Origin of the sequence: Virgibacillus sediminis (assembly GCF_042643265.1) — a bacterium.
Lineage (GTDB): Bacteria > Bacillota > Bacilli > Bacillales > Amphibacillaceae > Virgibacillus_O > Virgibacillus_O sediminis.
Genome location: NZ_JBHRRZ010000006.1, coordinates 1 through 12,675 on the forward strand (window position 1 = coordinate 1; position 12,675 = coordinate 12,675).

A 12,675-nucleotide genomic window follows, 5' to 3' on the forward strand; every position below is an offset into this window, starting at 1 on the left:
AGAACACGATGGTAACTATGGTTACCGCCGTATCGGCTTGGAGTTCAGGAATAGAGGTATACAAGTAAATCATAAGAAGATACAGCGCATCATGAGGAAATTGGGACTGAAGGGAAACAAGTTTATGCGGAAATCACGCCGTTATAGTTCCTATAAAGGGACTGTCGGTACCCTGGCCAAGAATCGAATTCGCCGCCGTTTCCATACGAATGTGTGTCATCAGAAGCTGACAACAGACATTACTGAATTCAAGTGTACAAATGGTTTTAAACTCTTCCTCAATCCCATCATGGATATGTATAACGGAGAGATCCTTTCATACGGAATCAGTATGCGCCCGACACTGGAACTAGTGATGAAGCCACTGGAAGACGCCCTCCAGGTGGTTAAAAAATCAAGATACCGGACAACTATACACTCTGATCAAGGATGGCATTATCAGCATAGGAAATGGGTCAGCACTCTCAAGGAACACAACGTGTTCCAGAGTATGTCTCGCAAAGGAAACTGTATCGATAATTCACCGATGGAGAATTTCTTTGGACTCATGAAACAGGAAATGTACTATGGAGAGTCTCTTCGTACTTACGAAGATTTAAAAAGGGATATCGAATCTTACATCAATTATTACAATAACAATCGTATTAAACAGAAATTGGCCGGTATGAGTCCGGTTCAGTACCGTCTTCATAACAGCCAATTAACTGCTTGATATAAAACTCTAACTTTTAGGGGTCACATCAATATCCTCCCGGGTATAGACGCTTTTTTAGCTATCTCCAGTATACCTGCCCTGCTTGTTGCTCTCTCGGCCCTGGGGTACAGTAGAGAACTTTAAGATATAAGGACAAGCCGATGTGCATATATCGTCTATAGGGCGGTTATGTAGCTCAATCACTGTAGAGTGGAGGTGGGGAATGGCTGGTTGGAGGAAAGGCCACAGAAAGGCAAATGCCGATCAAGGAAAAAAGCGTGAGGTAGCGGGACTTATTATACTAGTGTTTCTTTTGCTGCTCGCGGGTTTGATTATTGGCAGGTTAGCATTCCTAGAAGATGAGGAGGAAAATATAGAGGGATGGAAAGTTCTACAAATGGAAGAGGCCGGAAGAACCGGCCTTTTTTAACTGAATAGGAAACTATAAATTTTTTCCAGGATGAAAGGTTCCTAATAAACAGGTGTAGCAATCTTAGCCGCCAATAATATGGAAGCCGGAATCTACATGCAACACTTCTCCAGTAACTCCTCTTGAAAGGTCGCTTATAAAGAATAAGGTGGCATCTCCGACTTGATCTTGGTCTACATTGCGCCGGAGCGGAGCAACCTCTTCAATTTTGCCTGCCTTCTCATTAAAACCAGAGACTCCTTTTGCGGACAGAGTGCGGATAGGACCGGCTGAGACCGCATTGACCCTGATTCCGTATTTTCCTACATCTTCAGCCAAGTACCTTACGCTGGCCTCTAACGAAGCTTTAGCTACTCCCATGACATTATAATCTTTAATTACACGTTCCGCTCCAAGGTAAGTCTGTGTTACAATACTGCCGCCTTCAGTCATTATTTCCTTTGCGGCCCTTGTTACTGCTACGAGGGAATATGCACTTATTTCTTGAGCCGTCAGGAAACCATCCCGAGAAGTGTTCGCATACTCTCCTTGCAGTTCCTCTCTGTTGGCAAATGCAACTGAATGGATAACACCATGGATAACACCGACCTTGTTTTTGATCTCTGTAAAGGCTTCCTGAATACTTTCATCACTCGAGACATCGCATGAGACGATCAATTCTGCTTCTATGTCATTTTTATCCAGTAGTTTGACCAGTTTGTTATAGGAACGTTCCTGTCTATTTGTAAAGATAAGTTTTGCTCCTGCATTATGTAGAGACTTAGTAATACCCCAAGCTATACTGCGTTCATTTGCTACTCCCATAATTACAACATTCTTTCCTTCTAATAAACCTGACATGCTTGCACCTCCAAATTATTCTTCTGTACATTATACCTAAATATTAAAGGTAAAGAAATATATAGTATCCCAAATTCCTTTTGTTAACATACCAGAACTAAAAAACCTGGAAATATTATAAATGTACCGGAAAGGTTCTTTTGCGCTGCAGAGACTTGTGATCAAACGGACAGCAGACAGGCAGGGTTGCCCCCCTTTCCTAGCAAGGAACATGCGATCCCATAAGCAGAGGCAAAGAGTCTTGTTATTCGCTGGTATTGTACATATCCATTCCTGCTTTGAAAGGCAAATTACTTAAAGTTTTATACTTTTTCTATAAAAATAAAAAAAGTTTCATTTACCCCTTTACAAATGTTCCATATCGGGTTATACTAAATTTCGTCAGTTTGCGACAGAGATTATTAAAAACTGGCCCGTTGGTCAAGTGGTTAAGACACCGCCCTTTCACGGCGGTAACACGGGTTCGAATCCCGTACGGGTCACCAATATGGAGGATTAGCTCAGCTGGGAGAGCACCTGCCTTACAAGCAGGGGGTCGCAGGTTCGAGCCCTGCATCCTCCACCATTGCCGGCCTAGCTCAATTGGTAGAGCAACTGACTTGTAATCAGTAGGTTGGGGGTTCAAGTCCTCTGGCCGGCACCATTTTTTATGTTTAAAATCAACTGAATTGGTCACAATACTTACGGAGGGGTAGCGAAGTGGCTAAACGCGGCGGACTGTAAATCCGCTCCCTCAGGGTTCGGGAGTTCGAATCTCTCCCCCTCCACCATTTCATAGTGTTGGGCTATAGCCAAGCGGTAAGGCATCGGGTTTTGATCCCGTGTACCCCAGGTTCGAATCCTGGTAGCCCAGCCACTTTTTTTTATTTTCAGGGATCTTTTTATTAATTTATTTTAGGAGCCATTAGCTCAGCCGGCAGAGCATCTGACTTTTAATCAGAGGGTCGGAGGTTCGAATCCTCCATGGCTCATTACTTCTTAGACATCCAATATATAAGATTTTAGAATAAACAAGGCTTGTGTCATAACAGCCTTGTTTATTTGCATTTCAAGCTGTTTTTAAACATAATAGATAAAGTATTGCTGACTGGGATAGACAGTCTACTCGCAATTTTCCATATGCTGTCTCGCTGCTCTGTATATTTCATTGAAACAGATGGATGAATACGTGTTATAATATGCTTATATGAGCACTTCTGAGCAAATGAATGTTGATTTGTATATAGAATTATCTACATGATAAAAAGGATGGTCGAGGATGGAAACTTCTAGGATTCCCGGTTTTTATAACAAGCCAATAGAGGAGCGCAGAGAGCTATTGGCAGAATTGGCTGCATTAGATGAAGCTGAAGCAGCCGTCTTATCATCCGGTGAACCATTACCGGCAGCAACTGCCGATAAGATGATTGAGAATGTCATTGGAACTTTTCCCCTGCCGCTTGGTTTAGGATTGAATTTCCTTATAAACGGGAAAGAATATGTAGTACCGATGGCGGTTGAGGAACCATCTGTTGTTGCTTCAGCCAGCCATATTGCGAAAATTGTGCGGAGTGCCGGAGGATTTACTACAAAAACGACTGATAGGGTAATGATAGGACAGATTCAAGTAGTAGGCGCCCCGGACATTCAGGCAGCAAAAAAGGAATTGCTTTCCCAAAAGGCCGTTTTGCTTCAAGGTGCCAATGATGCCTATCCAAGTATCGTCGCCAGAGGGGGCGGAGCAGAGGACCTCGAAGTAAGAATTCTCAATGAACATTCCGATTCAAGGTACGGGCAAATGCTCGTGCTCCACATATATATAAATACATGTGATGCCATGGGAGCAAACATCATCAATACTATGGTCGAATCCCTGGCCCCGGTTGTGGAGGATATGACGAAGGGAAAGGTATATCTGCGCATTCTGTCCAATTATGCAGATAAATGCCTTGCGAAAGCACAGTGTGTAATTCCTCCGGATTTATTGTCCACAGGAGAATACTCTGGAGAAGAAGTGCGGGACGGTGTAGTGAGCGCCTTTGAATTCGCTGATTCTGATCCCTATCGGGCAGTTACACACAATAAAGGAATCATGAATGGAATCGATCCGGTTGTAATAGCCACTGGAAACGATTGGCGCGCTGTGGAAGCTGGTGCACATGCTTATGCTGCCCGGAATGGCTATTATGGTTCGATGACAAAATGGTCGGCGGATAAGAATGGAAACCTTGTGGGTGAACTTGAATTGCCGATGGCTGTAGGCTCTGTTGGAGGATCGATTGGTGTCCACCCAGTTTCTAAAACAGCTCTTAAGATTCTTGATATCGAATCTGCCAGCGAATTGGCTGAAGTGATCGTTGCTGTAGGGCTGGCGCAAAACCTTGGGGCATTGAAAGCACTAGTTACAGAAGGAATCCAAAAAGGCCATATGGCTTTACATTCTCGCTCTGTTGCGATAGCAGCAGGGGCTTCTGGGGAGATGATAGATATGATTGCAGAACAGTTGATCCAAGCAAAAGATATCCGTGTCGGAAAAGCTAAAGAATTGGTGGAAAAGAATAAAAAATGAACATACAAAATGTAGCTTCAGAACAAACAGCAATAGGTATAGCTCACAGCAAATTGATCTTGATTGGCGAGCATGCGGTTGTACACGGACAACCAGCCATCGCCATTCCATTTCCACTCGTTGGTGTGGAATCGGTTGTCGAATACGTACCTGGTTCTGTCAAACTGGACAGTTCTTTTTACCATGGCCCAATCGATTCTGTACCCGAGAATTTGAATGGAATAGCCAATTGTATCAAAGAGACACTTGATTATCTGGGACTTCCTTCCCGTGATCTATTGATCCGGATCAATTCTTCCATTCCTCACGGGAAAGGGCTTGGCTCCAGTGCGTCTGTCGCCGTCTCCATAGTACGCTCCCTTTTCTCTTATGCTGAAGAGGAATATACAAACGATACGCTTCTAAAATTGGCGGATGTTGCGGAGACATATGCCCATGGCTCGCCAAGCGGGATTGATACCCTTACCATAACGTCTGAAACACCCGTATGGTATGAGAAGGAAAAACCAATTGATTTCATTGAGCTGAGTGAGGACTTTCACTTTGTGGTAGCTGATTCGGGAAGAATCGGGGATACCCGTTTAGCTGTAGAGTCTGTAGCCAATCTGTTGAGAACCGCACCAAGGCGTTTTCAGCGAAAATTGGATCGGATTGGAGAACTGACTCATCAGGCAAAGCATGCACTTGAGAAGGCCGGCAAGCATTTCCTCGGTCAAATGCTTAATGAAGCGCAAAAAGAGTTGGAAGCGTTAGGTGTCAGTGATGCAGGCCTTAACAAACTCATTTATTTTGCAAGGCAGGAGGGTGCTTTGGGTGCCAAGCTTACTGGCGGTGGCAATGGAGGATGCATTATCGCTCTTGCGCGAAATGAAGTTCATTCCAGGCAACTCGCTGAAAAGTTAAGGAAAGTCGGTGCCCATGCCGTCTGGCCGTTTGTATTGAAGAAAGATCATTAGGATCAGTGACAGAAAGGTGCAGAGAATTAATATGAAGGCTACCGCAAGAGCACATACAAATATTGCTTTAATTAAATACTGGGGGAAGCGCAATGAGCAGATTATACTGCCCACCAACAGCAGCCTTTCCCTTACGTTAGATGGCTTTTATACGACCACTACGGTTGAATTTAAGGAGGAATTGGCAAAGGATACCTTCTACCTAAATGATGAACCGGTCAAAGGGGAGCAGTATTCGCGAGTTGCCAAATTTCTCAACCTGATACGTCGTACAGCCGGAAATGAGCAATTGTATGCGGAAGTACGGTCAATTAATGAAGTGCCTACTGCAGCAGGGTTTGCATCTTCCGCATCGGGTTTTGCTGCCCTTGCTGCAGCCGGGACCAAAGCTGCTGGAGTGGACATGAGCAACCAGGAGCTTTCCAAACTTACCCGCCAAGGATCCGGTTCAGCCTGCCGGTCCATTTTTGGAGGCTTTGCCGAATGGCGGATGGGAAATAGAGCAGACGGCTCGGATTCTCATGCCGTTCAAGTAGCCCCCCAAGATCACTGGGATATCCGTGTAGCAGCTGTAGTGTTAAATGAAACAATGAAAGAGGTCTCGAGCCGAGAGGGGATGAAACGTACTGTTGATACTTCCCCTTTTTATTCCGGTTGGATAGACAGCATCCCAAATGATCTCAAGGAAATAAAAGCAGGCATTTCTGTAAGAGACTTTGAGAAGGTAGGTCAGATTGCCGAAGCGAACTGTCTCAAAATGCATGCTACGACATTAGGAGCGAATCCTCCTTTTACCTATTGGCTTGATACAACAATGACAGTAATGCAGACAGTCCGGGAAATGAGGAAATCAGGTATACCAGCTTATTTCACCATAGATGCCGGTCCTAATGTCAAAGTGCTGTATCTTCCTCAATATGAAGAAAAAATTCAACAAATATTAAGTGATATTGAAGGGGTAACGGATGTGCGATTAAGCAAAGTCGGGCAGGGTATTACCTATTTATAGGAGATGAATGTTTTGTCCCATACATCAATGACTTTAAAAGTCCCCGGCAAACTGATGGTTGCCGGAGAGTTCGCGGTATTGGAGCCGCATCACCATCTCGTAGTTATGGCGGTAGACCGATTTGTATACGCCAATATCGAATCAACTGACATGAACCTTCTTTCGTTACAGGACTATCAATTGCATGATCTCTTTTGGAAGGTGGAAAAGGGTCGGGTATCTATTGACTCGACTGATCCCCGCACTAAGTTTGTCGAAGATGCAATGAGCATGGCCCTGACTTACTTGAGGGAGAATTCCTTTGTTCCAGCCCCCTTTAAATTATCAATAAAAAGCGAGCTGGATGATGAATCCGGAGTAAAATACGGTCTTGGTTCCAGTGCTGCGGTCGTCACTGCGGTCATCTCTTCGGTATTGAATCATGTGATGGCAGAGGCTCCATCCAAGGAGCTTGTCTTTAAACTGGCCGCTATGTCTCATGTCAAAACCCAGGGAAATGGGTCTGGAGCAGATGTTGCCGCTTCAGCCTATGGGGGATTCCTCCAATATACATCGTTTCAAGCAGAATGGCTGAATGAGCAGCTTGAGAAGGCCGAAACTGTTTCCGGGTTATTGGAGGACGAGTGGATTTATTTTTCCTCGAAGGCCATTACTATGCCTGAGGAGATATATGTATGCATTGGCTGGACAGGAAAACCGGCTTCTACAAAAAAGCTGGTAGATGAAATAGTGAAATTAAAATCTGACGCACCTGAGGTGTATGGGAAGTTCCTGAGCGATAGTGAGACAGCTGTCGATGAATTCTTGACGGGTATGAATCAAAGGGATATCCCTAAGCTTTTAAAAGGGGTAAAGATGAACAGAACGGCGCTGGCACAGATTGGTGGTTATGCGGGGGTTGAAATTGAGACCCGGCTGCTGGGCAAGCTCTGTGATCTCGCCGAGGAGCATGGAGGAGCCGGAAAGCCATCAGGCGCAGGTGGAGGAGATTGCGGAATAGCATTCATGCCTTCAAAAGGCCAGGCGGAAAGGCTAATAGAGGCCTGGACAGCTGCAGGAATAAAACCATTGTCTATCCACCCTTACGATTGTGGTGCTGAAATAATAGGAAATTAGCAGGCGTATGCCTGCTTTTTTTCATTAATTAAGAAATTAAAAACAATGTTAATGTGCTTCTATTCCCCATTTCCTGACTACTGTAATGCATAGTTATGCAAAAAAATGTTCAGTTGAGTCATGGAATAGTTTTTGTCTACAATAAGTGAATAAGGAGGGATGGTCATGAATAATAAAATGTCCGTGATTGGTGTGCCAATGGATCTGGGCCAAAGTCGACGTGGAGTGGATATGGGACCTAGTGCTATGAGGTATGCTGGAGCCATAGAGAAGCTTCAAAGTTTAAAAGAGGATATCCATGATTTAGGAGATATAGCGATAGAGCGACCGGATTCACAGCAGGAACAAGATGATACCAATTTGAAAAACCTACCCCAGGTAATTAAAGCAAATGAGGAACTTGCCAGCCTTGTTGATGGAGTAATCGAAAAGGGGCGTTTCCCTGTTATATTGGGGGGAGACCACAGTATCGCTATTGGAAGCTTGGCAGGTATTTCCCGGCATTATAATGATCTTGGTGTCATTTGGTATGATGCCCATGGGGACTTGAATTCGGGTGAAACCTCTCCTTCCGGTAACATCCATGGTATGCCACTCGCTGTCAGTCTAGGTATCGGGCATGATAAGTTAATCAATCTGCATGGCGATGGTCCGAAGATAAAGGCCGAGAATATTGTCATTGTCGGCGCACGCTCTCTCGACCCTGGAGAAAGAGAGCTGATACGTGAACGTGGGATAAAGGTATTTACCATGCATGAAATTGACCGCATGGGAATGCCGAAAGTCATGGAAGAAACCATAAACTATTTAAAAGAACGGACGGACGGGATCCATCTAAGTTTAGATTTGGATGGGCTGGACCCTTCTGAGGCACCTGGAGTCGGAACGCCGGTAATTGGAGGAATGACTTACAGGGAGAGCCATCTGGCTATGGAGATGCTTGCTGAATCAGGAGTAATTACATCAGCAGAATTTGTGGAAGTAAATCCAATTCTGGATGAGAAAAATAAGACAGGAGAAATGGCAGTTGGATTGATGGGTTCGCTGTTCGGTGAAAAATTGAAGTAAAATCCAGAGGCAGGCTTAAATTAGAAAAGACATTAACATTTCCTTTGGAAATTTAATGTCTTTTTTATGGTTGATTATGTAGAATCTTGGAGGCTATTTTTGATTCATTATGCATAATTTTGATATTCGTTGATTAATTTGTCCAACTTCGTACTGGACGCTACAACTACTTCTGAAGTAAGGTCATGAGTATCACTTAAAGAAATCATCTCTTTACGGCATTCTTCAATCTTCTCCAGCAACACAGATTTACTCACAAAACTTTCCTCCTATCTAGTATACTATAGTATGGCATTACCCGGACGTTTGCAATCTTAAACATAAAAATCGTCTTGATTATGAAACTTTTTCTTTATCTCGTCCGTTAAATATAATGACCGCATACAGCGGAGGTTCGTATATGGAACATTTTATTATACAACAAATAAAACAAGCGAAAAAAGGCGACCAATCGGCCTTTGAAGACGTTATTTCCTTTTATCAGGGGAAGATCTTCCAGCATTGTTACCGGATGCTCGGGAATAGACACGAGGCAGAAGACCTGGCACAGGAAACGTTTATCCGGGCATACGTCAATATAGAATCCTTTGATACCAGCCGGAAATTTTCCACCTGGCTATATCGTATTGCCACAAATTTATCCATTGATAGAATTCGCAAGAAAAAACCGGATTATTACTTGGATGCGGAAATAAAGGGGACGGAAGGGCTTGATATGTATTCCCAGCTTGCTGCCAATGGCCGCTCCCTAGTGGAGGAAGTGGAGAGCTTGGAGTTGAACGACCATATTCAAAGGGAGATATCAGGACTTCCACCAAAATACCGGGGGATCATCATTCTGAGATACCTGGAGGAATTTTCGCTTCAGGAGATCAGTGATATTCTGAATATCCCCCTTGGGACGGTAAAAACACGTCTCCATCGAGGCCGAGAGGCATTGCGGAAAAGACTGCGCCATGTGTAAAGGAGTGTGATTATGGTGAAATGTAAAGGTGAGGCTGTAAAGCTGATGCATATATATTTAGATGGTGATATCACCAAAGAAGAAGAGACAGCATTACGTTCCCATTTAGAAGAATGTAAGGCATGCCAAGAACATTTCCACGAGCTTAAGAGGACAGTCACACTGCTTAGCAGTACAGAGAGCATTCAAGTACCGGAGGGATTTTCACGAAAGGTGATGGATCGACTTCCTGAAGAAAAGAGGGGGGTCAGATACAGCCGCTGGTTTAAGGGCCATCCTTTCGTAACAGCTGCTGCCATCTTCTTCTTGTTCATGGCGGCAAGCCTCTTTTCTTCTTGGAACCAGGATACCGAATTGGTGGTTTCAAAAGAGGAGGACTTAGCCATTCAAGGAAGTACGGTGATTGTTCCTGAAGGGGTAACCGTACAGGGAGACCTGCTTGTTAAAAATGGCAACCTGATTATCGAAGGGACAGTTGATGGAGATGTCACGCTAATTAATGGAAAGGTCATTAATGAACCGATTGAAGGAGAGGGCTTGATGGCTTCTGCGGGAGAAGTGAATGGTGAGCTGGAAACGATTGACCAGACATTCGAGTGGCTGTGGTACAGAGTAAAGGCATTTTTAGCAGGTTTGTTTACCTTTTAAGTAATAGTGGAAGAAGGATAAAGTGAATGCTTTGTCCTTTTTCTTTTTATATGGGTGGATGTATCTAGCTTTTATTCCATCCTGCAAATTAAATTCAACCTGAAGATTGATTGAAAACAGGCTATGTGCGTAGGAAAATACTCAGCTGCGAGCCAAGCGCTTTAAGCACCATGCAGATTTAAAAAGGATGTTCGGGACATGTTTGATTTGGAAGGTGTTTAAATAAAAATTATGTTATAATGAGCACGTTACATATAATAGTAAATGAGGGATAAACAGCCTCCCGTAACAGGCTGGGATTAGTATTAAAAGTAGAGGGTGTGTAATCATGCTTGATGGGGGATTCAGTTTTATAGAACTGCTAAGAATAGGCGTAGATATTGCTCTCGTCTGGTATGTATTATATAAATTGATTATGCTGATACGCGGCACCAAAGCTATTCAGCTGTTGAAAGGGATAGCGGTTGTACTGGCTGTTTGGCTGATTAGTATATTATTTGACTTGCAGACAGTCCAGTGGATTACAAATCAGGCTATCTTATGGGGTTTTCTTTCCATAATTATCCTGTTTCAGCCTGAATTGCGAAGGGCACTGGAGCAGATTGGCAGAGGAAATCTCTTTTCCCGAAATGCCAGATCGGAAGAAGAAGTAATTGAAAATAATATAGAAGCAATTATCCAATCAGCTAAGTATATGGCGAAAAGGAGAATAGGAGCCCTAATCTCCATCGAGCGTGAAACAGGGGTAGGTGAATATGCGGAGACAGGTATTCCGATTAATGGAAAACTCTCCCACCAGCTGCTCACAAATATCTTCACCCCTAATACCCCCCTCCACGATGGAGCAGTGATCATTAAAAAGAATGAAATAGCCGCCGCCGCATGCTATCTGCCTCTGTCGGAAAGCCCCTTCATTTCCAAAGAATTAGGGACCAGACACCGAGCAGCTATGGGAATCAGTGAAGTGACTGATGCACTGACTATTGTAGTATCAGAGGAAACGGGAGATATTTCGTGTACGAAAAACGGAGAATTATTCAGAGACTTAAATGAGGACAGACTCCGTGAGATACTTTTCAATAATCTGTCCCTGCAGCATGCCCCTGAAAGGAAGCCAAAGAAGCGTAGGGGGGATTCGAATGGATAGCTGGTTCAAAAGCAAGTGGTTTATAAGAGTATTATCATTGGCATTCGCGGTACTTCTTTACGTGTTCGTCAATGTGGAAGTGAATACTACTTCTTCAGATTCAACGATCCCAGGAAGGGCAACAGAGGTAGAGACATTGGAGGAAGTGCCGTTGGAAGTTCGCATAGACCAGGAACAATATGTGGTCAGCGGGGTTCCGGAACATGTGACAGTGTCTTTGGAGGGTACTTCCGCCATACTGGCGCCTACTTTAATTCAGCAGAATTTTGATGTGTTTGTCGACCTGCACGGGCTGGAGGAAGGTAAGCATACAGTAGAAGTGCAACATGAAAACTTATCCAACCAGCTTACCGCTTACATCGAGCCGAAGACAATTGAAGTAACCATAGAGAAAAGGGCAACCGAGGAATTTGAAGTGGGAGCGGAATTCCTGAATACGGATGAACTGCCTGATGGTCATGAACTTGGTGAATACAGTATAGAACCAGAAACAGTGACGATTACAAGTTCCCAAAGTATAATAGATGAAATAGCGATTGTGAACGTGTATGTTAATCTGTCGGGAGTGGAAGAATCCATTAATAGCAGGGAACTCCCGGTGAATGTCTACGATACTCAAGGCAATGAATTGAATGTGCGTGTTGAACCGGAGAATGTAGAATTTTCCGCGGAACTCGATAATCCCAGTAAGACAGTCCCCCTCACGGTAGCCACTACTGGCGAGGTGCCGGAGGGCTATGAAATAACAGACATATCTGCTAATGTGGAGGAAATAGAAGTCTTTGCAACTTCTGAGGTACTCGAAGATATTGAAGAAATTTCTACGGAAGAGATAGATCTTACAGGTATTACGGAATCGACAACAACAGAGGCCTCCCTTAAACTGCCGGATGGAGCTACTGCCCCGGAAATGGAGACCGTCGAGGTGGATATAGAAGTGGAACAGACTGAAACCATTGAAGATGTATCCTTTGAAACCCAAGGATTGGAGGATGGGCGGGACTTTCAATTTATAGAACCCGACACCGGCCGAATGGATTTAATGGTCACTGGCAGCCAGCCGGGGATTGGGGAGCTGAGTGTAGAGGACTTCCTTCTGACAATTGATCTAAGCGGAATGTCCACTGGTGAACATATAGTCCCTGTTACGATCCAAGGTCCGGAAGCGGATGATGTTAAGGTTACTGGTGAATATGAGGAAATCACCGTCGCAATAAATTAAACTTGATGGAACTAACACTTAATCATTTCAATT

Annotated in this window: 13 protein-coding genes and 6 tRNA genes; 17 read left to right on the forward strand and 2 right to left on the reverse strand. The window is 44.0% G+C overall.

The window, feature by feature from the left end; all coding sequences use genetic code 11:
* Together ACFODW_RS03410 and ACFODW_RS03415 are read left to right on the forward strand one after the other, a co-directional pair.
* A partial coding sequence (locus ACFODW_RS03410; RefSeq protein ID WP_390303016.1) for an IS3 family transposase occupies positions 1–712 on the forward strand: 712 nt, incomplete at its 5' end.
* Between the two features lie 205 nt (positions 713–917).
* On the forward strand, positions 918–1,124 hold the full coding sequence (locus ACFODW_RS03415; protein WP_390303019.1) for a hypothetical protein: 207 nt from the start codon (positions 918–920) through the stop codon (positions 1,122–1,124).
* Positions 1,125–1,187: 63 nt separating this feature from the next.
* On the opposite strand, the gene fabI is transcribed toward ACFODW_RS03415, so the two are convergent.
* Positions 1,188–1,964, reverse strand: a complete 777-nt coding sequence (gene fabI / locus ACFODW_RS03420; RefSeq protein WP_390303022.1) for an enoyl-ACP reductase FabI — start codon at positions 1,962–1,964, stop codon at positions 1,188–1,190.
* Positions 1,965–2,374: 410 nt separating this feature from the next.
* Here fabI and ACFODW_RS03425 point away from each other — a divergent pair.
* The 11 genes from ACFODW_RS03425 to rocF all read left to right on the forward strand — a co-directional run bounded on the left by ACFODW_RS03425 (position 2,375) and on the right by rocF (position 8,661).
* A tRNA-Glu gene (locus ACFODW_RS03425) sits at positions 2,375–2,449 on the forward strand.
* A gap of 4 nt (positions 2,450–2,453) precedes the next feature.
* Positions 2,454–2,529 (forward strand) — tRNA-Val (locus tag ACFODW_RS03430).
* A gap of 2 nt (positions 2,530–2,531) precedes the next feature.
* Positions 2,532–2,607, forward strand: a tRNA-Thr gene (locus tag ACFODW_RS03435).
* 42 nt (positions 2,608–2,649) lie between these two features.
* Positions 2,650–2,734 (forward strand) — tRNA-Tyr (locus tag ACFODW_RS03440).
* Between the two features lie 11 nt (positions 2,735–2,745).
* Positions 2,746–2,820: transfer RNA gene (locus ACFODW_RS03445), tRNA-Gln, on the forward strand.
* Between the two features lie 42 nt (positions 2,821–2,862).
* Positions 2,863–2,935, forward strand: a tRNA-Lys gene (locus ACFODW_RS03450).
* Positions 2,936–3,222: 287 nt separating this feature from the next.
* Positions 3,223–4,512 (forward strand): hydroxymethylglutaryl-CoA reductase, degradative, encoded by a 1,290-nt coding sequence (locus tag ACFODW_RS03455; protein WP_390303025.1) that lies wholly within the window; start codon positions 3,223–3,225, stop codon positions 4,510–4,512.
* Positions 4,509–5,468, forward strand: a complete 960-nt coding sequence (mvk, locus tag ACFODW_RS03460) for a mevalonate kinase (RefSeq protein WP_390303028.1) — start codon at positions 4,509–4,511, stop codon at positions 5,466–5,468. Before ACFODW_RS03455 ends, mvk begins: the two co-directional genes overlap by 4 nt.
* 31 nt (positions 5,469–5,499) lie before the next feature.
* A complete protein-coding gene (gene mvaD, locus ACFODW_RS03465; RefSeq protein ID WP_390303031.1) occupies positions 5,500–6,477 on the forward strand; it encodes a diphosphomevalonate decarboxylase in 978 nt (325 codons plus the stop codon).
* Positions 6,478–6,480: 3 nt separating this feature from the next.
* The gene (locus ACFODW_RS03470) at positions 6,481–7,593 is read left to right on the forward strand and encodes a phosphomevalonate kinase (protein ID WP_390303034.1); all 1,113 of its coding nucleotides are present in this window, start codon (positions 6,481–6,483) and stop codon (positions 7,591–7,593) included.
* Positions 7,594–7,758: 165 nt separating this feature from the next.
* Complete coding sequence (rocF, locus tag ACFODW_RS03475) at positions 7,759–8,661, forward strand: arginase (RefSeq protein ID WP_390303037.1); 903 nt, start codon at positions 7,759–7,761, stop codon at positions 8,659–8,661.
* 107 nt (positions 8,662–8,768) lie between these two features.
* Here rocF and ACFODW_RS03480 read toward each other — a convergent pair whose 3' ends face one another.
* Complete coding sequence (locus ACFODW_RS03480; protein ID WP_390303040.1) at positions 8,769–8,918, reverse strand: Spo0E family sporulation regulatory protein-aspartic acid phosphatase; 150 nt, start codon at positions 8,916–8,918, stop codon at positions 8,769–8,771.
* A 143-nt stretch (positions 8,919–9,061) separates the two neighbouring features.
* Here ACFODW_RS03480 and sigW point away from each other — a divergent pair, with 143 nt between their 5' ends.
* The 4 genes from sigW to ACFODW_RS03500 all read left to right on the forward strand — a co-directional run bounded on the left by sigW (position 9,062) and on the right by ACFODW_RS03500 (position 12,642).
* Positions 9,062–9,625, forward strand: coding sequence for an RNA polymerase sigma factor SigW (sigW, locus tag ACFODW_RS03485; RefSeq protein WP_390303043.1), 564 nt, complete (start codon positions 9,062–9,064; stop codon positions 9,623–9,625).
* Positions 9,626–9,637: 12 nt separating this feature from the next.
* Positions 9,638–10,273, forward strand: coding sequence for a zf-HC2 domain-containing protein (locus tag ACFODW_RS03490; protein ID WP_390303046.1), 636 nt, complete (start codon positions 9,638–9,640; stop codon positions 10,271–10,273).
* A 328-nt stretch (positions 10,274–10,601) separates the two neighbouring features.
* A complete protein-coding gene (gene cdaA / locus ACFODW_RS03495; RefSeq protein ID WP_390303049.1) occupies positions 10,602–11,420 on the forward strand; it encodes a diadenylate cyclase CdaA in 819 nt (272 codons plus the stop codon).
* The gene (locus ACFODW_RS03500) at positions 11,413–12,642 is read left to right on the forward strand and encodes a CdaR family protein (protein WP_390303052.1); all 1,230 of its coding nucleotides are present in this window, start codon (positions 11,413–11,415) and stop codon (positions 12,640–12,642) included. The genes cdaA and ACFODW_RS03500 overlap by 8 nt, the downstream gene beginning before the upstream one ends.
* The last annotated feature ends 33 nt before the right edge of the window (positions 12,643–12,675 follow it).